Source organism: Streptomyces griseoaurantiacus (genome assembly GCF_036189845.1).
In the GTDB taxonomy this organism is placed as follows: Bacteria; Actinomycetota; Actinomycetes; order Streptomycetales; family Streptomycetaceae; genus Streptomyces; species Streptomyces griseoaurantiacus.
Genome location: NZ_CP108326.1, coordinates 2,421,513 through 2,444,835, shown reverse-complemented (window position 1 = coordinate 2,444,835; position 23,323 = coordinate 2,421,513). Strand labels below are relative to the sequence as shown.

General features: G+C 74.6%; 16 protein-coding genes. 5 read left to right on the top strand and 11 right to left on the bottom strand.

All coding sequences use genetic code 11. The features are described 5' to 3' along the window. Window positions 1–4 precede the first annotated feature (4 nt). The 9 genes from OHB09_RS10865 to OHB09_RS10825 all read right to left on the bottom strand — a co-directional run bounded on the left by OHB09_RS10865 (window position 5) and on the right by OHB09_RS10825 (window position 13,712). A complete protein-coding gene (locus tag OHB09_RS10865; protein WP_093589302.1) occupies window positions 5–1,354 on the bottom strand; it encodes a vWA domain-containing protein in 1,350 nt (449 codons plus the stop codon). Between the two features lie 163 nt (window positions 1,355–1,517). Further along, window positions 1,518–2,954 carry a PP2C family serine/threonine-protein phosphatase gene (locus OHB09_RS10860; RefSeq protein ID WP_328921893.1) on the bottom strand — a complete coding sequence of 479 codons (1,437 nt, stop codon included), beginning with the start codon at window positions 2,952–2,954 and terminating at the stop codon, window positions 1,518–1,520. 4 nt (window positions 2,955–2,958) lie between these two features. Further along, complete coding sequence (locus OHB09_RS10855) at window positions 2,959–5,907, bottom strand: serine/threonine-protein kinase (RefSeq protein WP_328921892.1); 2,949 nt, start codon at window positions 5,905–5,907, stop codon at window positions 2,959–2,961. Beyond that, window positions 5,904–7,214 (bottom strand): hypothetical protein, encoded by a 1,311-nt coding sequence (locus OHB09_RS10850; RefSeq protein ID WP_191853078.1) that lies wholly within the window; start codon window positions 7,212–7,214, stop codon window positions 5,904–5,906. The genes OHB09_RS10855 and OHB09_RS10850 overlap by 4 nt, the downstream gene beginning before the upstream one ends. Window positions 7,215–7,501: 287 nt before the next feature. Continuing rightward, window positions 7,502–8,515, bottom strand: coding sequence for a glutamate ABC transporter substrate-binding protein (locus OHB09_RS10845; protein ID WP_234527555.1), 1,014 nt, complete (start codon window positions 8,513–8,515; stop codon window positions 7,502–7,504). A gap of 76 nt (window positions 8,516–8,591) precedes the next feature. Continuing rightward, the gene (locus OHB09_RS10840) at window positions 8,592–10,019 is read right to left on the bottom strand and encodes a hypothetical protein (protein ID WP_407077319.1); all 1,428 of its coding nucleotides are present in this window, start codon (window positions 10,017–10,019) and stop codon (window positions 8,592–8,594) included. Window positions 10,020–10,167: 148 nt separating this feature from the next. Next, a complete protein-coding gene (locus tag OHB09_RS10835) occupies window positions 10,168–11,274 on the bottom strand; it encodes an N-acetylglucosamine kinase (protein WP_407077318.1) in 1,107 nt (368 codons plus the stop codon). After that, a complete protein-coding gene (locus OHB09_RS10830) occupies window positions 11,265–12,530 on the bottom strand; it encodes a 6-phospho-beta-glucosidase (RefSeq protein WP_040893413.1) in 1,266 nt (421 codons plus the stop codon). Before OHB09_RS10830 ends, OHB09_RS10835 begins: the two co-directional genes overlap by 10 nt. Window positions 12,531–12,623: 93 nt before the next feature. Beyond that, the gene (locus OHB09_RS10825) at window positions 12,624–13,712 is read right to left on the bottom strand and encodes a mechanosensitive ion channel family protein (protein WP_191853242.1); all 1,089 of its coding nucleotides are present in this window, start codon (window positions 13,710–13,712) and stop codon (window positions 12,624–12,626) included. 369 nt (window positions 13,713–14,081) lie between these two features. Here OHB09_RS10825 and OHB09_RS10820 point away from each other — a divergent pair, with 369 nt between their 5' ends. From OHB09_RS10820 to OHB09_RS10800, 5 genes are all read left to right on the top strand, one after another. Next, window positions 14,082–14,618: an HNH endonuclease gene (locus OHB09_RS10820; protein ID WP_006137298.1), complete on the top strand. Its 537-nt coding sequence runs from the start codon at window positions 14,082–14,084 to the stop codon at window positions 14,616–14,618. Window positions 14,619–14,855: 237 nt separating this feature from the next. Further along, complete coding sequence (locus OHB09_RS10815) at window positions 14,856–15,137, top strand: hypothetical protein (RefSeq protein ID WP_167795060.1); 282 nt, start codon at window positions 14,856–14,858, stop codon at window positions 15,135–15,137. Window positions 15,138–15,212: 75 nt separating this feature from the next. Then, a complete protein-coding gene (malQ, locus tag OHB09_RS10810) occupies window positions 15,213–17,336 on the top strand; it encodes a 4-alpha-glucanotransferase (protein ID WP_328923005.1) in 2,124 nt (707 codons plus the stop codon). Window positions 17,337–17,422: 86 nt separating this feature from the next. After that, on the top strand, window positions 17,423–17,653 hold the full coding sequence (locus OHB09_RS10805; protein ID WP_006137306.1) for a hypothetical protein: 231 nt from the start codon (window positions 17,423–17,425) through the stop codon (window positions 17,651–17,653). A 250-nt stretch (window positions 17,654–17,903) separates the two neighbouring features. After that, entirely contained in the window at window positions 17,904–19,421 is a 1,518-nt protein-coding gene (locus OHB09_RS10800) for an FAD-dependent monooxygenase (protein ID WP_093589314.1), read from the top strand. Here OHB09_RS10800 and pepN read toward each other — a convergent pair. Both pepN and OHB09_RS10790 read right to left on the bottom strand, forming a co-directional pair. Next, window positions 19,418–22,048, bottom strand: a complete 2,631-nt coding sequence (pepN, locus tag OHB09_RS10795) for an aminopeptidase N (protein WP_191891768.1) — start codon at window positions 22,046–22,048, stop codon at window positions 19,418–19,420. The genes OHB09_RS10800 and pepN overlap by 4 nt on opposite strands. A gap of 232 nt (window positions 22,049–22,280) precedes the next feature. Continuing rightward, on the bottom strand, window positions 22,281–23,312 hold the full coding sequence (locus OHB09_RS10790; protein WP_328921891.1) for an aspartate-semialdehyde dehydrogenase: 1,032 nt from the start codon (window positions 23,310–23,312) through the stop codon (window positions 22,281–22,283). Window positions 23,313–23,323 lie beyond the last annotated feature (11 nt).

Sequence of the window (23,323 nt, the reverse complement as noted above, 5' to 3'; positions counted from 1 at the left end):
CAGGTCACTTCTTTACACGAACTGTCTTTGTGGACCTGGTCTCGAGGGTCATTTCGTCCGCCTCCTCGACCTTCGCCTTGAGTCGCACAGTACCTGCCGCCGCGTCGACCACGTCCACCACCTTCGCAAGCAGTTTCGCAGTATCCGCGTTCCCCGAGACGCCGGCGAGCTGCACCGCCCGCCCCAATTTCGCGGTGGCTCCGTCCAGATCGCCCGCTTTGCGAAGGTCGAGCCCCTCCTGGATGACATGGGCGAGTTCGGCCTGGCCCGTGTAGTGGGCGACTTGGGGGTTGATCCGGGTGGAGGCCGCCACGTCGTCCGTCCACACCGCCCGTACGAGGCCCTGGGCGCCCAGGTTCTCGGCCGAACCTCCCCCAGGCGGCGGCACGACGAGCGAGACCCGGGCGGCGAGCATCTCCTGGCCGATGCCGGCGGGCGGGACCTCCAGGCACACGTGGTAGTCGCGGGACTCGTCGCCCCAGGAGCCGGTGGGGTAGTCGCCGGTGCGCGGGCCCGCCTCGGAGCGGCGGTCGGTGAGATCTTCCACACTCGGCGCGACCTGCTTGACGAAACGCACGGTGGTGCCCACCGGCGTCCACAGCCGCAGCGCCACGTCGGCGACCTCCTTGCCCATCGCCGTCTCCATCATCGCCGTGAAGTCGGCGGCCAGGCCCGCCGGATCGGCGACGATGTCAGCCGTCCCGAGCAGCGCGGAGGCGATCTGGGTGACCTCCTTGACCTCCCAGTCGGTGCCCACGCCACGCGCGTCACAGGTGAAGCGCCCGGCGCAGCCGTCCAGGGCCGACCGCAGGGCCTCGGGCGTCTCGTGCTCGTTGCGGCCGTCGGTGAGCAGGATGCCGTGCCGGATGGTGACGTCCGCCGAGGACAGCAACCGGTCGGCCAGCCGCAGCCAGGTGCCGATGGCCGTGCCGCCGCCCGCGCTCAGCCGCCGCAGCGCGTACGTGGCCGCGGCCCGCGTGGCCTCGCTCGCGACCGCGAGCCGCCCGCCGCCCGGATAGACCTCCTTGGCGACGTGCGTGCCGCCGATCACCGCGAAGTGGACGCCGTCGCGCAGGGTGTCGACCGCCGCGGCCGTCGCCTCGCGCGCGTTGCGCATCTTCGTCGGCGGGTAGTCCATCGAACCCGAGCAGTCGACCATGAGGGCCACCGCGGCGGCGGGCCCCCGGCCCGGGGAGTACAGGTGCGGCGCGCCCACCGCGCCGCCGATCGTTCCGCCGCCGGTCGCGCTCACCGTCACGACCGCGTTCACCTCACGGCCGCCCTCGGGCAGGTACTCGTTCTGGTAGACATCCACCGCGAACCGGGGCACCGTCGGTTTCGAGAAAATGGCCATGCCGTTCCACGTCCCCCTCGTGCGCCCCACCGGGGTGGGGCGATGACTGGATGCGGACCGGTCCCCTCCGGTCCGCGGGCCGCCGCACACGCCCCGTGCCGCGCCCGGGGAGCGCCCAGCGGGCAGCGCTCGCCGGGCACCCGCGCCGGGGCGCCCGTGGCCCTCAGGCGGATCCTGCCCCCTCCGGCGGCACGGGGAACGGCACGACGGCCACTGTTACGTTGTCGTGGCCCCCACCGTCCAGGGCGTGACCCACCAGCACCTGCGCGGCGTGCAGCGGCCGGGCGGCGGCGTCGGGCGGCAGCAGGGCGGCCAACTCCTCGGCGGACTCGGCGTAGTTCCACAGCCCGTCGGTGCACACCACGACCACGCCCGGCCGGTCCGGCTTGAACGCGGCGGTGTGCGGCTCCAGTTCGTAGGCGTCGGCGCCGAGCCAGCCGGTGATGGCGTGGGCCCGCTCGTCGGCGTACGCCTCCGCCTCGCTCATCAGGCCCGCGGCGACCATCTGCGCCGCCCACGAGTCGTCCTCGGTCAGCCGGACGGGGGGCACGGAGCGGTCGGCCGGGATCCAGTAGGCGCGGCTGTCGCCGACCCAGCCGATGACCAGCAGCCCCTGGGTGACGACCGCGCCGACGAAGGTGCACGCCGGCGCGTTCTGGTGCGGGGTGTGCTCCTGCGCCGTCTCCGGCTCCTCGGCCAGCGCGGTGACCGCCCGCGCGGCGGTGAGGATGGCGTCGTGCATCGCCGCCTGCGGGTGCGTGCCGCGCAGCAGCGCCCCCGACAGCGAGGTGCCCGCCGTCTCGGCGGCGGCGAGGGAGGCGTCGTCGGGCCGGGTCGCGGAGGACACGCCGTCACAGACCAGTGCCAGCACGGCCGGTGGGGCGCCGTCGGGGAGCGGGGCGGTGAGCACCGCGAACGCGTCCTCGTTGCGGTGGTGGCGCAGTCCGCGGTCGGTGACGGCGGCCACCGGGCCCAGGTCCCGCTCCATGTGGTCGCGCTCGCGGGGCTGGGCGTGGCCGCAGTTCTCGCAGTAGCCGTCGCTGTCGACGGTGCCGGCCCGGCAGGCCACGCACACCCCGCTCCCGGCCGCCGGGGTGCCGGGCTGCGGGCCGCGGGCCCAGGGGTCGCCCGCGGGCGGCGCCGTCGCGGCGCGCGGCTCCGGCGGGGCGAGCGGGTACTCGTCGGGCTCACCGGCGGCGTCGTCCGCCCGGTCCGTGGGTCCGTCGTGACGTTCGTGCATGGCGGCCTCCGCGTGCTCCGGCCGGTCGGTGGGACGCGGCCGGTCCAGCCGCACGCCGCCCGTGCCGCGGGCGTGGACCTCGCCGTGCGCCTCCGCGGGCGCCGGGCGCGGCACCGAGGGCGAGCCGCCGCCCGGTTCCGCGCCGACCGCCAGGTGCACGGTGTCCCCGGCACCAGGGCCGGGCTCCGGGCGCGCAGCGCCCTCCATCGTGAGCGTCGGGGTGTCCCCGGACGCGTCCGGCCCGGCCGGCGCCACCGACAGGTCGTGTCCGCACGCACCGCAGAAGCGGTCACCGGATTCCAGCGGCTCGTCGCAACTGGGGCACCTGGCCGGTGCCGTCTGCTGGGGCATCTGCGACATCACTTCACACCCATGTCCGGGGGCGGTAACGGTTGGCACGTTCCACCAGGTCGATCCTCTCCTCGCCGCCGCTCGCCAGCCGGGCCAGCGTGCGGTACGAGCGTTCCAGGCCGAACCGGAGTCCCCGCTCGTCCAGTCGGCTGCCGAGCAGCGCGGAGCCGGCCGGCGCCGGAGCGGACTTCCGGCTACCGGAGAGTACCCAGTCCAGGGCGGACCCGAGGACCTCCGTGGCGAGCCGCTCGCGCCGGACGGCGTCCAGACCGTATCCGTCGAGGGCCTCCACCTGCCGCGCGGCGGCGGTGAGTTCGTCGAGGAACACGTGCGGGGACGGGGCGTCCGGCGTTTCGTTCGTACGGGGTCGCAGCCGCGCCCGTACGGCGGCCACGCGGGCCGCGGTGTAGTGGATGGACGACTCCGGCACGGACTCCAGGGTGCGGACGGCTCCGGGCCCGTCGCCCGTGGCCAGTTGGACGCGGGCCAGGCCGAAGGCGGAGCCGACGTAGCTCGGGTCGGTCGTCCAGACGAGGCGGTAGTACTCGGCGGCGTTGTCCAGTTGGCCGAGGACCTCCGCGCACAGGCCGAGGGCCAGCTTGGGGGCGGGCTCGCCCGGGAAGGCGTCGTAGACCGCGTCGAAGGCCAGGGCGGCGTCCTCGTGGTCGCCGGTGACGAGCGCGGTGAGGCCGCGGTACCAGACGACGCGCCAGTCCTCGGGATGCTCGTCCGCGAGGCTCCGCAGGGACTCCAGGGCGGCCTCCGCGCCACCGGTGCCCGCGGCGCTCCCGTCCCGCGCGCTCTCCAGCCACGCCCGGATCCGGCGGAGCCGCGTCTCCGTGGACGCGGAGGGGAGGTTGTCCAGCGCGGCGATCAGCTCCGCCGGGGCGGAGGTCAGCAGGCCCGCCAGGAAACCGGCGTGGGGGTCCTCGGGGTCGACCCTCGGCACGGGCAGCGCGAGCGCGGCGGCGCGGGCGTCCAGCGGCTTCGTCACGGCCCCGGACGCGGCACCGGCATCCGCACCGGTGCCCGGGACGCCGCCGTCCGGGACACCGGCGGGCCGCGTACCGGCGGAGGGGGCACCGGCGGCCGGCACACCCCCGGCGGCGGCGTCCGGCGCGGGCAGGGCGGTCCGTGCCGGGGCGCGGCCCAGGAGCCGGCGCCGTCCCGCCCGCGCGGGCGCCGCCGTCGCCCGCGCCCCGAGCCGCGACACCTCCCGCGTCGGCGCGGCGAACAACTTCGTGTCCGTGACCTTGACCTCGGGTCCGAACAGCGTCGACAGCGCCGGACGCGGACGGCCCGTCCGCAGGGCCACCACCTCCCGCAGCACCCCCGTGAGCTGCTCCGCCATCTCCTGCGCGGAGGCGAACCGCCGCGCCGGGTCGGGGTCGGTGGCCCGTACGAGGAGCCGGTAGAAGGACTCGTACCGGCCGAGGACCTCGACGGTGTCCGGGTCCGGCAGACAGTCGGCGTAGACGGTGGTGTAGCCCTGGAAGTCGAACGTGAGGACGGCGAGGGTGCGGGCCACCGTGTACAGGTCGGAGGCGACGGACGGACCGGCCTCGGCGACCTCCGGGGCCTGGTAGCCGACGGTGCCGTAGATGGCCGACTCCTCGTCGTCCATGCGGCGCACCGCGCCCATGTCGATCAGCTTGAGCTGGTCCTCGGTCTGTATCGCGTTGTCGACCTTGAAGTCGCAGTACAGCAGGTTGCGGCTGTGCAGGTGGCCGAGCGCCTCCAGTGCCTCGATGCCGTAGGCGCAGGCCTGTTCGACGGGCAGCGGGTCGCGGGCGCCCGAGGCGGTGCGGCGGTCGTTGGCGATCTCCTTGAGGGACTTGCCGCCGACGTACTCCATGACGATGTAGCCGTCCAGCGAACCGGTGCGCTGGTCGAGGTGCTCGACGAAGTTGTAGATCCGCACGATGTTGGCGTGCTCGATCTCGGCGAGGAAGCGGCGTTCGGAGATCGCGGCGGCCATCGCGTCCTGGTCGCCGGTGTCCAGCAGGCCCTTGAGCACGACCCAGCGGTCGGAGACGGCACGGTCCACGGCGAGGTAGATCCAGCCCAGACCGCCGTGCGCGAGACAGCCGACCACCTCGTACTGGCCGTGCACGACGTCGCCGGAGCGGAGCTTGGGCACGAAGGAGTAGGGGTGGCCGCACTTGGTGCAGAACCCCTCGGTGCGGCCCCGGTGTTCGCCACGCGAGCGGCCCACGGGCGCCCCGCAGTCCGAGCGGGAGCAGAACCGCTTGCGCTCGGGCACCTCGGGATCGTCCAGGACCATCGCGCGCGGGTCGGGGCGGGGGACGCCGGGCACCTCGACGAGGCCGATGCCGAGCCGGCTGCGGCCCGAGGAGCCCGAGGTACCGGCGCTGCGCACGGAGACCGAGACGGAACCGCGGCCGGAGCCGGCCGAGGACAGCCGTCCGGACACGGAGCGCCGGGAGGGCGCGGAACGCGCGGAGGACCGTGCGGAGGCACGCCCGCTGGGCAGGGACCCGCCGCGCGCGGAGCCTCGGCCGCTGCCCGCCGGGCCCGTCCCCGAGGGCCCGGCGGCGCGCGCCGGTGCCCCCGGGGCGGCCGGGGCGAGACCGCAGGTGTCGCAGTACCACTCGCCCCCGCCGACGTCCTCGTAGGCCCCCGCGCACCCCTCCCGCCCGCACGCCCCGCCGGGGGCGGGGCCGTCCGGGCCCGAGGACTGCGCGGGAATCGCCGGGATCACCGGGGCCGCCTCCACCGTGACCCCGGCCTCCACCGCGAGCCCGGCCGCCGGCCGCCGGGCGGCCACGTGTGTGTCCGGTTCGGTCGGCGGGTGCGCCGGTGCCGGCGTGGGAGCGCTCTCCGCTCCGGCCGGCGCCGGCGCGGCCAGGCCGCAGGTGTCGCAGTACGGCTGGGCCCCGCCCATGTCCTCGTAGGTGCCCTCGCAGCCGGGGCGGAGGCACGGGGCGGGCGGCTCGGTCATGGTGTTCCCCCTCGTTCGTCGTCGGGGACGCGCGGGGTCAGCAGGTCCGTCGCCGCGTGCTGGTAGCGCAGCACCGCCTGCTCCGCCACGCGCAGGTCGCAGGGGGCGCTCCACAGCATGCGGCGGGCCGCGTCGTACCGCTCCACCAGCAGCGGGTCCTCCGCGAGCCCGTGCCGGGCGACCTTCGCACGGTAGGCGTCCAGCCGGCCGCGCAGCTCCGCGCGGACCGCGAGCGGCGCGGTGACCGCCGTCAGCGACTCACGCGCGCGCAGCAGTTCGTCCTCCGCCTTCTCCTCCAGCGACTCCAGCAGCGGCGAGAGCCGGTGCCACTGCGCGTGCCGCCGGTACTCCGCCGCGGCCGCCAACTGCTCCTGCAGCGCCGTCGGCGGACCGCTCACCGCGGGCACCTCCGAGGCCGCGATCTTCGCCAGCACCTCGCCGCGCGCGTTGCGCGCCTCCGCGAGGGTGCGGTCGGCGCGGGAGAGCAGGTCCCGCAGCCGCACGAGCCGCTGCTCGGCGTCCTGGCGCACCGTCAGCACCGCGTCGATCTCGCGGCGCACCTCCTCCAGCGCCCGCGCCTGCCGGTCGTACGTCGTGGTGTCCGGTCGGCCCCCGCCCGGCGCCGAACTCCCCGGCGCCGGCACCCAGTGGGCCAGCGGGTCGGAGATCACCTCGGCGCGCAGGGCGGTCAGCGCCCGCGTGATCCGCTCCAGGTCGTCCCCCGCCGGGTGCTCGCCCGGCCGCACCCCCACCGAGTGCGCGAGGCGCCGGGTGCGCTGGAGCTCCGCGGAGAGCAGGTCGATCCGCGCGGGCAGCGCCGACCACACGGCGTCGGCGGCCACCACCAGGTCGAGGGCGGAGGCGTACAGGTCGTTCATCCGGTCCACCAGCTCGGCCAGCGTGAACCGTTCGCTGAGCTTGGCCGAACCGGCCAGGGCCGGGGCGTTGGCGGTGGCACGCGCACTGCCCGCGACGGTGACCCCCGCGCCGTTCAGCAGTTCGGTCAGCTCCACCAGGTCCTCCCTGCTGGACCAGCGGCGACGGGAGCGCACCCGGCGGGCGTGGTGCAGGGCGTCGGAGTACGCGTCGAAGTACGCCCACAGCAGCGTGATCGACGCCTCGGTGGCCGCCCAGCGCTCCTTGGTGACGCCGGTCAGTTCGGCGCCCTCCAGGAGTCTGCGGCCCGCGTGGTCCTGCAGGGCGAGCAGCGAGGTCTCGATGGCCTCGTGCTCGGCGCCGAGTCGCGCCAGCGCACGGTCCACCTCGTCCCGGTCCATCACCGGCCCGGCGGGTCCAGCGACGCCCATCGATCACCTCTCGCTCTCGCGTCGTTCCCGCGCGCGTGTCCGATGCGCCCGGGCAACGGTTCAACTGTCCAACTGTCCAGTCGTATCAGTCCGGTTGTCCGCTTCGGTACTCGACTCCCGTTCGTCCGTCCGTCCGTTCGTGCCGCCCCCGCCGTCCGGCCGTTGTCTGTATCTGTGGTCCGTATCCGGTGGCGGTATTCGTATCCCGCGCCGGCAATCGTGATCAATGGGTTTCCGGCCCTCTCCGCGCGCCGTCCGCGGGACGTGCCCGCCGCCGGCCCCGCCGCTCACCGGTACGTCGGCGAGGGCGGCCTGGACGGCTCCGGGTCCTCGCCCAGCGTGGCGGAGAGCCACGTGTCGTAGGAGGCCCGCCAGCCGTCCCCGCGGTAGTCCTCCAGGACCCGGTTGACCCGGCGGACCAGGTCGTCGGCGCCCTTCTTCATGGCCACCCCGTAGTACTCGGTCGTGAAGGGCCGCCCCTTGAGCTCCACCGTCGGGTCCTGCGCGGCCTGGCTCGCCGCGAGCGCCCCGTCGGTCACGACCGCGTCGACCTGCCCCAACTGCAGCCGCACCAGGCAGTCGAGCTGGTTCGGCACGGTCACGGAGATGTCGGTGGAGGGCGGTATCCGCCCGCTGCCGCGGTCCGCGGTCAGCTGGGTCAGCGCGGTGGACCCGGTCGCCGAGCACACCCTCTTGTGCGCGAGCGTGTCGTCGTACCCCGTGATGTCCGACTTCCTCGGGGCCAGCACCTGCTGCCCGGTGCGGAAGTAGGGCGCGGAGAAGGCGACCTGCCTCAGCCGGTCGCAGGTGATCGTCATCGTGCGCACCACCATGTCGACGCGGCCCGAACGGATCGCCTCGGTGCGCTGGTTCGTGGGGATCGCGCGGAACACGACGGCGTCCGGGTCGCCGAGGATCTCGCGCGCGATGCGCCGGGCCAGGTCGATGTCGAAGCCCTCCAGTTCGCTGCTGCCGCTGCGGTTCGGGTCGCGGTAGCCCCAGCGGTAGCTGTTCTGGTCGACGCCGATCACCAGCCTGGGGTGGGCGCGGCTCTTGATGGCCTTGACGGTGGCCCCGTCGGCTCCCGAGGGGGACAGGCTCCGCTTCTCCGGGTCCTGGCAGGCGTGCGCGCTCGCCCGCACGCCCTCGGCGAGTCCGCCCACGCCCCCGGTGGCCTGGTCGGTGCCGCCCGCGCGGGCGAGCGGCAGCAGGACGAAGACGGCGGTCAGCACGAGGACGACGGCCATCGCCCCGACGCCGCCCCAGCCCTTCAGACCCGCCCGCAGGCGCCGTACACGCATCCCCGGTCCTCCTCTCACCGCTCCTCCCTCGCCGGCGCGGCCGGTACACGGCGGCACCCCACCGCGCGGGCGCCCCTCACCGGTACTCCGAGAGCCGCCGGCCTATGCCCAGCACCGCGCCCGCCGCGCCCAGCACGGCCAGCACCGCCGCGCCCGCGGGCAACCCGCCCAGCGCGTCCCGCCCGTCGGCCGCGGCCCGGTGGAACTCGCTCTCCTCGTGGTCGACGGCCAGGCCCAGGTTCTTGTCGACGCTGTCGAAGCACTCGCCCGTCGGCTCGGCCCCCTTGTCTCCGTCGCCGCCGATCACCTTGTCCAGCGCACCCTGGTAGTCCCCGGCGTCGTCCGCCTCGCGGGCCACCGTGTGCCGCTCCCGCCACACCTTCATGTTCCCGGTGGCCGCCCGGACCGGCTCCCGGCCCGCGCTGTCGTCGGCCAGTGTCTCGGCGTGCGCGAGGCCCGCGGCGAGTGCCTTCATCTCCTGGCCGAAGTCGTAGTCGTAGAGGTCGACGACGTCGCCGTCGGCCAGCTTCTTGGTCTCCGCGCCCCGGCTGACCAGCGTCAGGTTCTCGTTGCCGCGCGCGTTCAGCGAGGCGATGCGCGCGTCGTGCAGCACGCTCAGGGAGCGGATGCCGTGCTCGTAGGAGGAGTCCAGGCCCGCCCGGGCCACGGTGTGGCCGACGGTCATCCACAGCAGCACCGCCGCCGAGGCCGCCGTCGCCGCGACCAGGCCCCGGTTGAGCACCCGGTTGGTGCGCCGGTAGTGGCGCCGCTGGGCCCAGGCCAGCGCGGCCAGCGCGGCGACGCCCAGGGCGAGCGCGAGCCACGGGTAGGGGGTGGCGTCCGCGTAGTCGGCGCGCAGCCGCTGGTTCTCCTTGGTGTACAGGTCCTGGGCGGCCGGCAGCATGCGGTCCTGCATCATCGCGTTCGCCGCGCGCAGGTAGGCGCCGCCCACCGGGTAGCCGAGCCGGTTGTTGGCGCGGGCCCGCTCGATGAGGCCCTCGTACTGCGGCAGCAGCCGGTTGAGCCCCGCGATCGTCGCGGCGGCGGGCGAGCCGGGGTCGGCGGCGGCCGCGGCGGTCACCAGCTTGGTGGCGGCCGTCTCCAGGTCGTTCTCGTAGCGCTCGCGCACGGCGGCCGGTTCCTGACCGCCCGCCAGGAAGCCGCCCGCGGCGGCGGTGTTGGCGTCGGCGAGGGAGCGGTAGATCTCGGCGGCGCCCGCGCTCAGCGGCTGGCTGCGGTGCAGGACGTCGTCGGCGGCGGTCGCACGGTCACTCATCTGCCAGGCGCCGGCCGCGCCGAACGCCAGGACCAGCAGGGCGAGGAGGGCCCCGATGAGGCGCAGCCGCCCCGGTTCGGTGCCGGCCGCGTGCCGCAGGCGGTCGAAGCCCTCCGCGAAGGCGGTGCGGCGGGGAGCGGTCGGGGCGGCGGTGGCGGACGCGGGGGCGGACAGCGGGGTCGGGGGGCCCGGTGGTGCCGTGCCCCGCTGTCTCGAACTCGTCGTCACACGACCTCCCCCGTGGCCATCCCGTCCCGGCGCAAGTATCGCCGCCCCGGGCCCCGGCCGACAGGGCCCGGCGTCAGGACGGGCCCACTGCCCCTCGGGGAGGAATACGCGTGCGGGCCGGGCGCGGTTCCCCGGCCCGGCCGGTTCGTCAGCCCGCTGCCCCGTTCCCGCTCGCGGACCGCTCGGACCCGTCGGACCCCTCGGACCCGTCGGTCCCCTCGATCCCGTCGGACTCGTTGAAGAACGCCCGCACCCGTTCCTTCGCCTCCACCGGTGCCCCCACGTGGTCCAGGCCCAGCAGGGCCGCGCCCAGGACCGGCGGGGAGGTCACGACGCGGGCGGTGGCCCGGGGGGCCCGCGCGGCGAGCAGGGTGCGGACCGCCTCGTCGAGCTGCCGGTGGCGGGCCGCGAGGACACTGCCGCCGAGGAGGACCGGGACCTCCGCGTCCAGCAGCTCCAGGCGGGTCAGGGCGACCGTCGCCATCGTCACCACCTCCTCGGCCAGCCGGTCCACCAGCGAGCGGGCCACCCGGTCGCCCGCCTCGGCGGTGGCGAACAGCACCGGGGACAGCTCGTGGCGGCGGCGCCCGGGGATCTCCCCGAGGTGCAGGGCCTGGAGCAGGTCGTACATCGTGGCCAGCCCGAAGTGCGCGGGGAGCGTCCGGGCCAGGGCGGTGTCCTCGCCCCGTCCGTCCTCGGCGCGCGCGGCGTGCCACAGCGCCTCCTCCGCGAGCCCCCATCCGCCGCCCCAGTCGCCGGAGAGCCGGCCGAGCGCCGGGAAGCGGGCGGTGCGGCCGTCGGGCCGCATGCCCACGCAGTTGATGCCGGCGCCGCACACGACGGCGACCCCGTACGGCTCGGCGATCCCCGAACGCAGGATCGCGAAGGTGTCGTTGCGGACCTCGGTGCCGGCGCCCCAGCCGCGGGCGTGCAGGGCGGCGCCGAGCCGCTCCTCCTCGACGGGGAAGTCCGCGTTGGCCAGGCAGGCCGAGACATGCGTGACCGAGGAGAGCCCGGCGGCGGCCAGCGCCTCCTTCACGGGCAGGGCGAGGGCGTCCATCGCCGGCCCGACGCCCACGGCGGGCGGCCGGAAGCCCTCCCCCCGGGCGGTGCCGAGGACCCGCCCGCCGGCGGTCACCACGGCCACGTCGGTCTTGCTGTTCCCGGCGTCGACGGCGAGGACGGTAGGGGCGTCCGCGCCCCCTGCCCTAGCGCCCCCCGCGGTGTCCGCGCCCCCGGCGGTCCTCATGCCCACGGCAGGTGCTCCCCGTTGTGCGCGAGCAGGCTGTCGGTGAGCGTCTCGGCGTAGGCGTACTGGCCGATCAGCGGGTGGGCCAGCAGCGCGCGGAAGACCCGGTCCCGGCCGCCGTGCAGGGCGGCCTCCAGCGCCAGGTCCTCGTACGCGGTCACGTTCGCCATCAGGCCCGCGTACAGCGGGTCCACGGGGGCGACCGGGAGCGGCCGCGGGCCCTGCGCGCCGATCGCGGCCTGCGTCTCGATCACGGCGTCGTCGGGGAGGAAGGGCAGCGTGCCCCGGTTGAAGGTGTTCACCACCTGGTGGGGCGAGCCCGCGCCGGCCAGCAGCGCGGCGGCGAGGTCCACGGCGGCCTCCGAGTAGTAGGCGCCCCCGCGCCTGGCCAGCAGTTCCGGCTTCTCGTCCAGTGCCGGGTCGCCGTACATCCGCAGCAGTTCGCTCTCCATCGCGGCGACCTCGGCGGCCCGCGAGGGCTTGGTGCCCAGCTCGCGGACGACCTCGTCGTGGGCGTAGTAGTAGCGCAGGTAGTACGAGGGGACGGTGCCGAGGCGCTCCAGGAGGGGGCGGGGCAGCCTCAGATCGGCGGCGATCGTGTCGCCGTGCTCGGTGAGCAGTTTGGGCAGGACGTCCTCGCCCCCGGGGCCGCCCAGGCGCACGCCGGTCTCCCAGGTGAGGTGGTTGAGGCCCACGTGGTCCAGGTGGACGCCGGCCGGTTCCACGCCCAGCAGGGCGGCGAACTTGCGCTGCAGCCCGATCGCCACGTTGCACAGGCCGACGGCCCGGTGGCCCTCCTTGAGGAGGGCGCGGGTGACGATGCCGACGGGGTTGGTGAAGTCGATGATCCAGGCCCGCGGGTTGCGGCGGCGGACCCGCTCGGCGATGTCCAGGACCACCGGGACCGTGCGCAGCGCCTTGGCCAGGCCGCCCGCGCCGGTGGTCTCCTGGCCGACGCAGCCGCACTCCAGCGGCCAGGTCTCGTCCTGCTGCCGGGCCGCCTGCCCGCCGACGCGGAGCTGCAGGAGGACCGCGTCGGCGCCGTCCACGGCCGCGTCCAGGTCGGAGGTGGTGACGATCCGGCCGCCGTGCCCCTGCTTCGCGAAGATGCGGCGGGCCAGGCCGCCGACCAGCTCCAGCCGGTCCGCGGCCGGGTCGACCAGCACCAGCTCCTCCACGGGCAGCGTGTCCCGCAGCCGGGCGAAGCCGTCGATCAGTTCGGGGGTGTAGGTCGATCCGCCGCCGACCACGGTGAGTTTCATGCGTACGCAGCCCTTCGCTCCGGTGACGGGGGTCACGGTGTCACGAGCGGCGCGGCGGCGGGAACGGGGCCCGGGCGGTGGCGGCCCCCGCCCCTACTTCGGCGGGGCGGTTCTGGCCCGCGGGATCGGCTCCGCGGCCTGTGCCTGCGGCGATTCGGGGTTCGCGTAGGTGGACGGCGTCGCCACTCCCGCCGCGGGGTCGACGGGATCCTCCTCCGTCGTGGCCGTCGCCCCGCCGACGATGCGGATGTCCGCCGCGTCGAACGCCCGCTTGACGCGCCAGCGCAGCTCCCGCTCGACCGTCACGGACTTCCCGGGCATCGTCTTCGCCGAGACGCGCACCACCATCGAGTCGAGCAGCACGCTGTCCAGGCCGAGCACCTCGACGGGCCCCCACAGGAGCTCGTTCCAGGGCTCCTCCTTGCTCAGCTTCTCGGCGACCGCGTCCAGGGTGGCCTTGACCCGGTCCAGGTCCTCGTCCGCCTTGACGGTGACGTCGACGTTGGCGGTGGCCCAGCCCTGGGAGAGGTTGCCGATCCGCTTGATCTCGCCGTTGCGGACGTACCAGATCGCGCCGTTCTCGCCGCGCAGCTTGGTCACCCGCAGCCCGACCTCGATGACCTCGCCGGAGGCGACGCCCGCGTCGATGGTGTCGCCGACGCCGTACTGGTCCTCCAGGATCATGAAGACGCCGGAGAGGAAGTCCGTGACCAGGTTGCGGGCGCCGAAACCGATGGCGACACCGGCGACACCGGCGGAGGCCAGCAGCGGGGCGAGGTTGATCTGGAAGGCGCCGAGCACCATCAGCGCGGCCGTGCCGAGGATCAGGAAGGAGGCCACCGAGCGCAGCACCGAGGCGATGGCGGCCGAGCGCTGGCGGCGCCGCTCCGCGTTGACCAGCAGACCGCCGAGGCCGCTGCCGTCCATGGCCTGACCGGTGCGGTTCATCCGCTCGATGAGCCGGGTGACCGCCCGCCGCACCACCGCCCGCAGGACGACGGCTATCGCCAGGATCAGCAGCACCCGCAGCCCGATGGCGAGCCAGGTGGACCAGTTCTCCTCGACCCAGCCGGCCGCGTTGGTCGCGTGTTCCTGGGCGTCCTGGAGCGTGACGGCGGCCGGGTTCCCCGTCGGGGACGGTGAGGGGGACGCTCCGGTGGCGGACGCTTCGGCGGCGGACACGCCGGGGGCGGATGCCCAGAGGACGGACGGGGACACGACGGCTACCTCCTGCTACGGCCTGCCGCCGGCGCCGGACGGCCGCAGCGGTCGGCCGGCCGGTGTCGATCGGATCACGGGAAGGTCACCGGACGGGCAGGGAGCACCACACTAACGGGGCATGTTGAGCGGATTCCCTCCGATGTGGGGAGAAGAGACGGCGCTCACCTGCGTATGCGGGGAGCGCGGCGCGGGAATCGCTTCCGGTGTGGTCGAAAACACTCCCAGCCCGTTACCGGCACATGGTGGCGCTCCCCGCGGCCATGAGGGGAGACTGACTACCTGTCGTCCCGGCGCGAGCCACGCGCCGCCGGCGTACCAAGGAGGCCATCCGTGCCGCATGTCCTGGTCCTCAACGCGTCGTACGAGCCCCTCGGCGTCGTACCGCTCCGCCGCGCACTCGTCCTCGTCCTGGAGAACAAGGCCGTGAGCCTCGAGGAGTCCGGCGCCTTCCTGCACAGTGCGACCGTTACAGTCCCCGCACCCAGCGTGGTCCGGCTGAAGAGGTTCGTCCGGGTCCCCTACCGGGGCCCCGTCCCGCTGACCCGGCGGGCGCTGTTCGCCCGCGACGGGGGGCGGTGCATGTACTGCGGGGGCGTCGCCACCAGCGTCGACCACGTCGTGCCGCGCAGCCGCGGGGGACAGCACGCCTGGGACAACGTGGTCGCCTCCTGCCGCCGCTGCAACCACGTCAAGGCCGACCGGCACCTCGTCGAACTGGGCTGGCGCCTGCGGCACAAGCCCGCCCCGCCGACCGGCCTGGCCTGGCGCATCATCGGCACCGGCCACCGCGACCCCCGCTGGCTGCCCTACCTCCAGCCGTACGGGGCGGACGACGCGCTGGCCCGCATCGACGGGATCTCGGCGTAGGGCACCGGCCGGGTGACCGGGCCCTGGCACGAGGGCGCGTACGTACTCCGACGCCCGCGAAGGCGGCTCGTCTCCCCCCTTCCGCACACCCGGAAGTGTGACGCGGAGCACGTTGGGCGGTGAGTTACGTCTGCGCGTCGGCGCTCGGGGTAGGGCTATGTCCCATCTGCCAACCCGCACGCGCGACGGGCCACGTCACCGGGACCGTCCGAGCACTCCGACGACAGGGAGGCCCTCGTGGCCGCACCGGCTCGCCTTCTCTTCCCCGCCCAGTCCAAACGCCCGGCGGAGCAGTCCGCCGACCCCATGGAGCCCACGGAGCCCACCGTGCTCGACCTGTGCATGCTCAGCGCCGAGGGGAGCTGCGCCGAGGCGCCCCTGACCAGCGAGCCCCCGCTGCCCGACTTCGAACCCCTCACCAGTGAACCGCCGCTGTTCGACGCGGCCCCCCTGACCAGCGAGCCCTCCGTCGTGGGCGCCGACCCGGCCGGGGTGTGCGCGGACCCCTCGGGACTGTAGATGCCGGCGGCCGAGCGGGACGAGACGCCGGCGGGGGACGAACCCGGCGGGGCTCCGGACGGGACGCCGGGCGGGATGCCGACCGGGGCGGCGGACGGGACGCCGGACGCGGCGGCGGACGGGAGCACGCCCCTGGCCAGGCTGGCCGAGCTGCATGGCGTCGCCACTTCCTACCGCCCCTCCCCGGACCGTACGGTCGCCGCCTCCGAACGTGCCGTGACCGCCGCCCTGGCCGCCCTCGGCGTCGACGCGGGCGGGCCCGAGGCCGTGCGCCGCGCCCTCGACGCGCGCGAGGCGGAGCTGCGCGAACGGCTGCTGCCGCCGACCGTCGTCCGGTGGCTGTCGGCCCCGGGGGAGGAGCCGGCGGGGCCGGACGCCCTCGCCGGGCTGCCCCCCGGCACCCGGCTGCGCGTCGAGACCGAGCAGGGCGAGTCCCGCGAGGGGATCGAGGACCTGCCGCCCGGTGTGCACACCCTGCACGCCACCGCCCCCGACGGCCGCACCGCGAGCGCGCACCTCGTGGTCGCCCCGCCCCGGCTGCCCGCTCCGCCCGGCCGCACCCACGGGCTCCTCGTGCAGCTCTACTCGCTGCTCTCCGAGCGCTCCTGGGGCATGGGCGACCTCGGTGACCTCGCCGAGCTCACCGCCTGGGCCGGCCGCACCCTCGGCTGCGGATTCGTGCAGGTCAACCCGCTGCACGCGGCCGTGCCCGGCGCGCCCACGGACCCCTCCCCCTACCGGCCCTCCTCCCGCCGCTACCCCGACCCGGTCCACCTGCGGGTGGAGGACGTGCCCGAGTACCCCTACGCCGACGGCTCCGGGCGGCTCGCCGCGCTGCGCGCCGAGGGCGCCCGGCTGCGCGGGGCCGTGCTGCGCGAGGGCGCGCTCATCGACCGTGACGCCGTCTGGGACCTCAAGCGGCAGGCGCTGGAGGAGATCCGCACCGCCCCCCTCGGACCCGGCCGCCGCGCCGCCTACGCCGACTTCCTCGCCCGGGAGGGCCAGGCGCTGGAGGACCACGCCACCTGGTGCGCGCTGGCCGAGCTGCACGGCTCCGACTGGCACCGCTGGCCCGAGGGGCTGCGCGACCCCCGCTCCGCCGAGACCGCCCGGGCGCGCGGCGAACTCGTCGACCGGGTCGACTTCCACAGCCGGCTCGCCTGGCTCACCGACGCCCAGCTCGCCGCCGCCCAGCGCTCCGCGCGCGATGCCGGCATGGCGATCGGACTGGTGCACGACCTGGCCGTCGGGGTCCACCCCGGCGGCGCCGACGCCTGGGCGCAGGCCGAGCACTTCGCCGCCGGGATGTCCGTCGGCGCCCCGCCCGACGCCTTCAACGCCCGCGGCCAGGACTGGGGGCTGCCGCCCTGGCGCCCCGACCGGCTCGCCGCCTCCGGCTACGCGCCCTACCGCCGGCTGCTGCGGGCCCTGCTGCGGCACGCCGGCGCGCTGCGCATCGACCACGTCATGGGCCTGTTCCGGCTCTGGTGGGTGCCCCAGGGGCAGCCGCCCACCGAGGGCACCTACGTCCGCTACGACGCCGAGGCCATGCTCGCGATCCTCGTCCTGGAGGCCTCGCGGGCCGGGGCCCTGGTGATCGGCGAGGACCTCGGCACCGTCGAGCCGGGTGTCCGCGAGGCGCTGCAGAGGCGCGGGGTGCTCGGCACCTCGGTCCTGTGGTTCGAGCGGGACTGGACCGGCGACGGCAGGCCGTTGCCTCCAGAACGCTGGCGTGCAGACTGCCTGGCCACCGCCACCACCCACGACCTGCCCTCCACCGCCTCCCGCCTCACCGGCGACCACGTCGACCTCCGCGAGCGCCTCGGGCTGCTGACCCGCCCGGTGGAGGAGGAGCGCGCCGAGGCCTCGGCGGACGTCGGCGAGTGGCTGGCCCTGCTCGACCGGCTCGGCCTGCTGGAGGGCGCCGGCGGCGGGCTGCCGGGACTGCGGGAGGAGGCCGAGATCCAGGCGCTGCACCGGTTCCTGCTGCGCACCCCGGCCCGCATGGTCGGCGTCTGGCTCCCCGACGGGGTCGGCGACCGGCGCCCGCAGAACCTGCCCGGCACCTGGGACCAGTACCCCAACTGGCGGCTGCCCGTCGCCGACGCCGAGGGCCGCCCCGTCACCCTGGAGGAACTGGCCGCCTCCCCGCGCGTCCGCGCGCTGATGGACGTGCTGCGCGAGCGGGTGGAGCGGTGAGCCCGGGTCCTGTGGACCGGGGGGCCCGGGCGGTCCTACGGCACCCCGGGCGCGCGGGGCGTCCGGCCGTTCGCTACGTTGGCACCGTGGACAAGAAGAACGCCCTGCGCGCCGGCGCCCTGGCCGCCGGTACGACGCTGATGATGCTGCTCATGTCGTCCCCCGCGCTCGCGCTGGCCCGCGACGACGGCGACGACCCCGGCTCGGGCCTCAACGTCGGCGAGACGCTGGGCCTCTACGTGGCCGCGCCGCTCGTGCTGTTCCTGGTCATCACCGGTCTGGTGATGGTCCTGGACAAGTCCCACAAGCAGGGCTGACACAGCAGGCCCGACGCGATTCCTCCGTCGAGGGAGTCCGCGCACCGTACGGTGTGCGGGCTCCCTCGACGTGTTTTCACGGCGCCGTCCGGTGCGGGCACGACCACGCCCTGGGGCGCAGGCCGGGCACTCACCTGTCCACGCAAGTTTGCCAACGCCTGTTGACGTCAGCGTGTTCGCCTTCTAGGTTGGCGAACAGGCGTTGGCCCACACGCGTTGGCCAACAGACGTAGACCTTGGTGAGGCAGTCATGACGGACCAGTCCCGCACCACCCCCGCCCCCCGCGTGCTCGTCGTCGGCGCCGGGCCGACCGGGCTCCTGCTCGCCGGTGACCTCGCCCTCGCCGGAGTCCCCGTCACCCTCGTCGAGAAGCGCCCGCGAAAGATCAGCAACCTCTCCCGCGCCTTCGTCCTGCACGCCCGCACACTGGAGCAGTTCGACGCCCGCGGGATCGCCGAGGACATCGAGGCGACCGGACGGCGGCTCGCCGACATCGGCCTCTTCGGCCGCCTCTCCGTCCGCCTCGGCGAACTCCCCTCCCGCTTCAACCACCTGCTCGTCGTCCCGCAGTACGAGGTCGAGAAGCTGCTGCTGCGGCGCGCCGAGGAGGCCGGGGTCACCCTGCGGTACGACACCGAGGTGACCGGACTCGCGCAGGACGGCGAGGGCGTCACCCTCACGGTGCGCGGGCCCGGCGGGGAGGAGAGCGAGCCGCTGCGCGCCGAGTACGCCGTCGGGACGGACGGGATGCGCAGCGCCGTGCGCCGGGCGGTGGGGCTGCCCTTCCCGGGCCGGTCGGTCATCCGCTCGGTCGTCCTGGCCGACGTACGGCTCGGCGAGGAACCGGAGCAACTCCTCACCGTCCGCGCGAACGGCGAGGCCTTCGCCTTCCTGGCCCCCTTCGGCGACGGCTACCACCGCATGATCGGCTGGCACCGGGACCGCGACGTCCCGGACACCGCGCCGCTCGGCCTGGACGAGGTGAAGGAGATCACCCGGCTCGCCCTCGGCCGCGACTACGACATGCGCGAGGCCCGCTGGATGTCCCGCTTCCACAGCGACGAACGGCAGGCGCCGCGGTACCGGGTCGGCCGGGTCCTCCTCGCCGGGGACGCCGCGCACGTGCACAGCCCGGCCGGCGGGCAGGGCATGAACACCGGGCTGCAGGACGCGGCCAACCTCGGCTGGAAACTGGCCGCGGTGCTGCACGGCCACGCCGGACCCGCCCTGCTCGACACCTACCACGCCGAACGGCACCCGGTCGGCCGGTCCGTGCTGCGCAGCAGCGGCGGCATCGTGCGGCTCGCCATGGCCCGCCGGCCCTGGACCCGCGCGCTGCGCGCCGGTCTGACCACCTTCCTCGACCACTGCGGTCCCGCCCGCCGCCGCCTGGCCGGCCAGGTCACCGGCATCAACTACGCCTACGCCGCCCCGCGCGGCGCCCACCGGCTGACCGGCACGAGGGTCCCGGACCTCGCCCTGGCGGGCGGCACCCGGCTCTACGCCGCCCTGCGCGGGGGCCGCTTCGTGCTGGTCCTGCCGCGCGGCGAGGAGGCGCCCGGCACCGCGGGCCGCGCGGACCGTCTCGCCGTACGGCACTGGGCGAGCGCCCGCCGCACCGCCCTCCTGGTCCGCCCCGACGGCTACACGGCCTGGGCCGCGGACGCACCCGCGTCCGCGGCCCAGTGGGAAACCGTCCTCACCACCCACGTCGGCCCGGCCGGCACGGGCGGTGAAGGCGCTGAGATCGCTGAGAGGAGCGCCTAGCCTGCGGCGTCCACCGCCTGCGCCCGCAGCGCCCGGTCGACGCCCGCCCGCGCCTCGGAGATCAGCCTCCGCAGCGCGGCGACCGGCTCCGCCGAGGCGAGCCAGGCGTCCGTCTTCTCCAGCGTGTCCGCCGAGACGTGCACCGAGGGGTACAGGCCCACGACCACCTGCTGCGCCATCTCGTAGGACCGCGAGTCCCACACGTCCTTGACGGCCGCGAAGTAGCGGTCCACGTACGGGGCGAGCAGCTCGCGCTGGTCCGTCTGGACGAAGCCCGCGATCACCGCCTCCTGGATCGCGTTCGGCAGCTTGTCCGACTCCACGACCGAGGCCCAGGCCTCCGCCTTGGCCTCCTCCGTCGGCCGGGCCGCCCGCGCGCCGGCCGCGTGCCGTTCACCGGCCGCCGTCCGGTCGCGCTCGTACTCGGCGGCGATCTCGTTCTCGTCGAACCGCCCGACCGCCGCCAGCCGCTGCACGAAGGCCCAGCGCAGCTCGGTGTCGACGGCCAGGCCCTCCACGGTGTGCGAGCCGTCGAGCAGCGCCTCCAGCAGGTCGAGCTGCTCCGGCGTGCGGGCGGTCGCGGCGAAGGCGCGTGCCCAGGCGAGCTGGTGGTCGCTGCCCGCCTCGGCCGAGCGCACGTGGGCCAGCGTGGCGTCGGTCCACCGGGTCAGCAGCGCCTCGCGGGCGGCAGGGTCGGCGTACAGGTCGACGGCGAGCTTGACCTGGCGGTGCAGCGACTGCACGACGCCGATGTCGGACTCCTTGCCGATGCCGGAGAGCACCAGGGACAGGTAGTCGCGGGCGGCCAGCTCGCCGTCGCGGGTCATGTCCCAGGCCGAGGCCCAGCACAGGGCGCGCGGCAGCGACCACTCGAAGTCGCCCAGGTGCTCGGTGACGAACGCGAGCGACTTCTCGTCGAGGCGGACCTTGGCGTACGACAGGTCGTCGTCGTTGAGCAGGACGACCGCCGGGCGGCGCCGGCCGACGAGCTGCGGCACGGCGGTGAGTTCGCCGTCGACGTCCAGCTCGATGCGGCCGTCCTCGGCGCGCACCAGCTTGCCGGTGGCCTCGTCGACGTCGTAGAGGCCGATCGCGATGCGGTGCGGCCGCAGCACGGCCTCGCCCTTCGCGCCGGCGGGCAGCGCCGGGGCCTCCTGGCGGACGGCGAAGGAGGTGATGAGGCCGCTCCCGTCCTCCTGGTCCGTCTCGATCTCCGGGCGCAGGACGTTGATGCCGGCCGTCTGCAGCCACTTCTCCGACCAGGTCTTCAGATCGCGCCCGGAGGTCTCCTCCAGCGCGCCCAGCAGGTCCGAGAGGCGGGTGTTGCCGTAGGCGTGGCGCTTGAAGTACGCCTGCACGCCCCGGAAGAACTCGTCCATGCCCACGTACGCCACGAGCTGCTTGAGCACGCTGGCGCCCTTGGCGTAGGTGATGCCGTCGAAGTTGACGAGCACGTCCTCGAGATCGTTGATCTCGGCCATGATCGGGTGCGTGGAGGGGAGCTGGTCCTGCCGGTAGGCCCAGGTCTTCATCTGGTTGGCGAAGGTGGTCCACGACTGCGGCCACCGGGTGCCGGGCGCGTGCGCGAGGCAGGCGGCCTCGGCGTAGGTGGCGAACGACTCGTTCAGCCACAGGTCGTTCCACCACTCCATGGTGACCAGGTCGCCGAACCACATGTGGGCCAGCTCGTGCAGGATCGTCGCGGCCCGGGCCTCGTAGGAGGCGTCCGTCACCTTGGACCGGAAGACGTACTGGTCGCGGAAGGTGACCGCGCCCGCGTTCTCCATCGCGCCCGCGTTGAACTCCGGCACGAAGAGCTGGTCGTACTTCTTGAAGGGGTACGCGTAGTCGAACTTCTCCTGGAACCAGTCGAAGCCCTGCCGGGTGACGTCGAAGATGGCGTCCGCGTCGAGGAACTCGGCGAGCGAGGGCCGGCAGTAGATGCCGAGCGGGACGGTCTGCCCGTCCTTCTCGTAGACGCTGTGCACGCTGTGGTACGGGCCGGCGATCAGCGCGGTGATGTACGTCGAGATCCGCGGCGTCGGCTCGAACACCCACACGTTGTCGGTGACGGCACCGGGTTCGGGCGTCGGCGAGTTGGAGATGACGGTCCAGCCCTCCGGCGCCCTGACGGTGAACTGGAAGGTCGCCTTGAGGTCCGGCTGCTCGAAGTTGGCGAACACCCGGCGGGCGTCGGGCACCTCGAACTGGGTGTAGAGGTACGCCTGGTCGTCGACCGGGTCGACGAAGCGGTGCAGGCCCTCGCCGGTGTTGGTGTAGGCGCAGTCGGCCACGACCCGCAGGACGTTGCGGCCCTCCAGCAGTCCGGGCAGCGCGATCCTGGAGTCCGCGAAGACCTCGGCGGGATCCAGCGCGTCACCGTTGAGGGTCACCTCGTGCACGGCCGGGGCGATCAGGTCGATGAACGACTCGGTGCCGGACGCGGCCACGTCGAAGCGCACCGTGGTCACGGACCGGTAGGTGCCTCCCCCGCTCTCGGCCTCGCTCGAGCGGGAGGTGCCCCCACCCTGGGCGCCCGAGAGGTCCAGGTCGATCTCGTAGGAGTCGACGGTGAGCAGCTTCGCCCGCGTCCGTGCCTCTTCGCGGGTCAGGTTGGTGCCAGGCACGCGGTCATCTCCTCCATATGTGTCGGTTCGGTCATCCTTCCACGATCGGTACGGCGATGGCTGCCGAGATTTCGCGGAAGGGTCGACCGACCGGACACGTCGAGGGAAAGCCCTGCGGCGGCCGCGGCCCGGGCGGGGGAAACCCCCCGGGGCGGCACGGAGGCCGCGCACGAGGACGGGGCCCCGTTCGCCCGTACGGCGGCGGGACCCCGTTCACCCGTGGGGCGCGCTCCTACTGCTGAGCGGCCTTCTCGTTCAGCTCCGCCGCGACCAGCTCCGCGATCTGCACGGCGTTCAGCGCCGCGCCCTTGCGGAGGTTGTCGTTGGAGATGAACAGGGCGAGGCCGTTGTCCACCGTCTCGTCCGCGCGGATGCGGCCCACGTACGAGGGGTCCTGGCCGGCCGCCTGCAGCGGGGTCGGGATGTCGGAGAGGGCCACACCGGGGGCGCCGCCCAGCAGTTCGGTGGCGCGCTCGGGGCTGATCGGGCGGGCGAAGCGGGCGTTGACCTGGAGGGAGTGGCCGGAGAAGACCGGCACGCGCACACAGGTGCCCGACACCTTCAGCTCGGGGATCTCCAGGATCTTGCGGGACTCGTTGCGGAGCTTCTGCTCCTCGTCGGTCTCGTTGAGTCCGTCGTCGACCAGGTTGCCGGCGAAGGGCAGCACGTTGAAGGCGATCGGCCGCTTGTAGACGTTCGGCTCGGGGAAGTCCACGGCCGCGCCGTCGTGGGTGAGCCGGTCCGCCTCGGCGACCACCTTCTGCGTCTGCCCGTGCAGCTCCGCCACGCCCGCGAGACCGGAACCGGACACCGCCTGGTAGGTGGCGACCACCAGTGCCTCGAGGCCCGCCTCCTCGTGGAGCGGCTTGAGGACGGGCATCGCGGCCATCGTGGTGCAGTTCGGGTTGGCGATGATCCCCTTCGGGCGGTTCAGCGCCGCGTGCGGGTTCACCTCGGACACCACCAGGGGCACGTCCGGGTCGCGGCGCCAGGCGGAGGAGTTGTCGATCACGACGGCGCCCTGTCCCGCCACCTTCTCGGCGAGCGCCTTGGAGGTGGCCCCGCCCGCGGAGAACAGCACGATGTCCAGGCCGCTGTAGTCGGCCTGCGCGGCGTCCTCCACCGTGACGCCGTCGACGACCGAGCCGGCCGAACGGGCCGAGGCGAACAGCCGCAGCTCGGTGACCGGGAAAGCGCGCTCCACGAGGATCCTGCGCATGACCGTGCCGACCTGTCCGGTGGCTCCGACGATTCCGACCCTCACGGTGTCTCCCT

What these genes read in the sequence shown, in the direction of transcription:
- OHB09_RS10855 (WP_328921892.1), bottom strand. Translation starts at nt 5,907, where the DNA reads ATGACCGAGCCGCCCGCCCCGTGCCTCCGCCCCGGCTGCGAGGGCACC.
- OHB09_RS10860 (WP_328921893.1), bottom strand. Translation starts at nt 2,954, where the DNA reads ATGTCGCAGATGCCCCAGCAGACGGCACCGGCCAGGTGCCCCAGTTGC.
- OHB09_RS10845 (WP_234527555.1), bottom strand. Translation starts at nt 8,515, where the DNA reads ATGCGTGTACGGCGCCTGCGGGCGGGTCTGAAGGGCTGGGGCGGCGTC.
- OHB09_RS10800 (WP_093589314.1), top strand. Translation starts at nt 17,904, where the DNA reads ATGACGGACCAGTCCCGCACCACCCCCGCCCCCCGCGTGCTCGTCGTC.
- malQ (WP_328923005.1), top strand. Translation starts at nt 15,213, where the DNA reads ATGCCGACCGGGGCGGCGGACGGGACGCCGGACGCGGCGGCGGACGGG.
- OHB09_RS10850 (WP_191853078.1), bottom strand. Translation starts at nt 7,214, where the DNA reads ATGGGCGTCGCTGGACCCGCCGGGCCGGTGATGGACCGGGACGAGGTG.
- OHB09_RS10865 (WP_093589302.1), bottom strand. Translation starts at nt 1,354, where the DNA reads ATGGCCATTTTCTCGAAACCGACGGTGCCCCGGTTCGCGGTGGATGTC.
- OHB09_RS10830 (WP_040893413.1), bottom strand. Translation starts at nt 12,530, where the DNA reads ATGAAACTCACCGTGGTCGGCGGCGGATCGACCTACACCCCCGAACTG.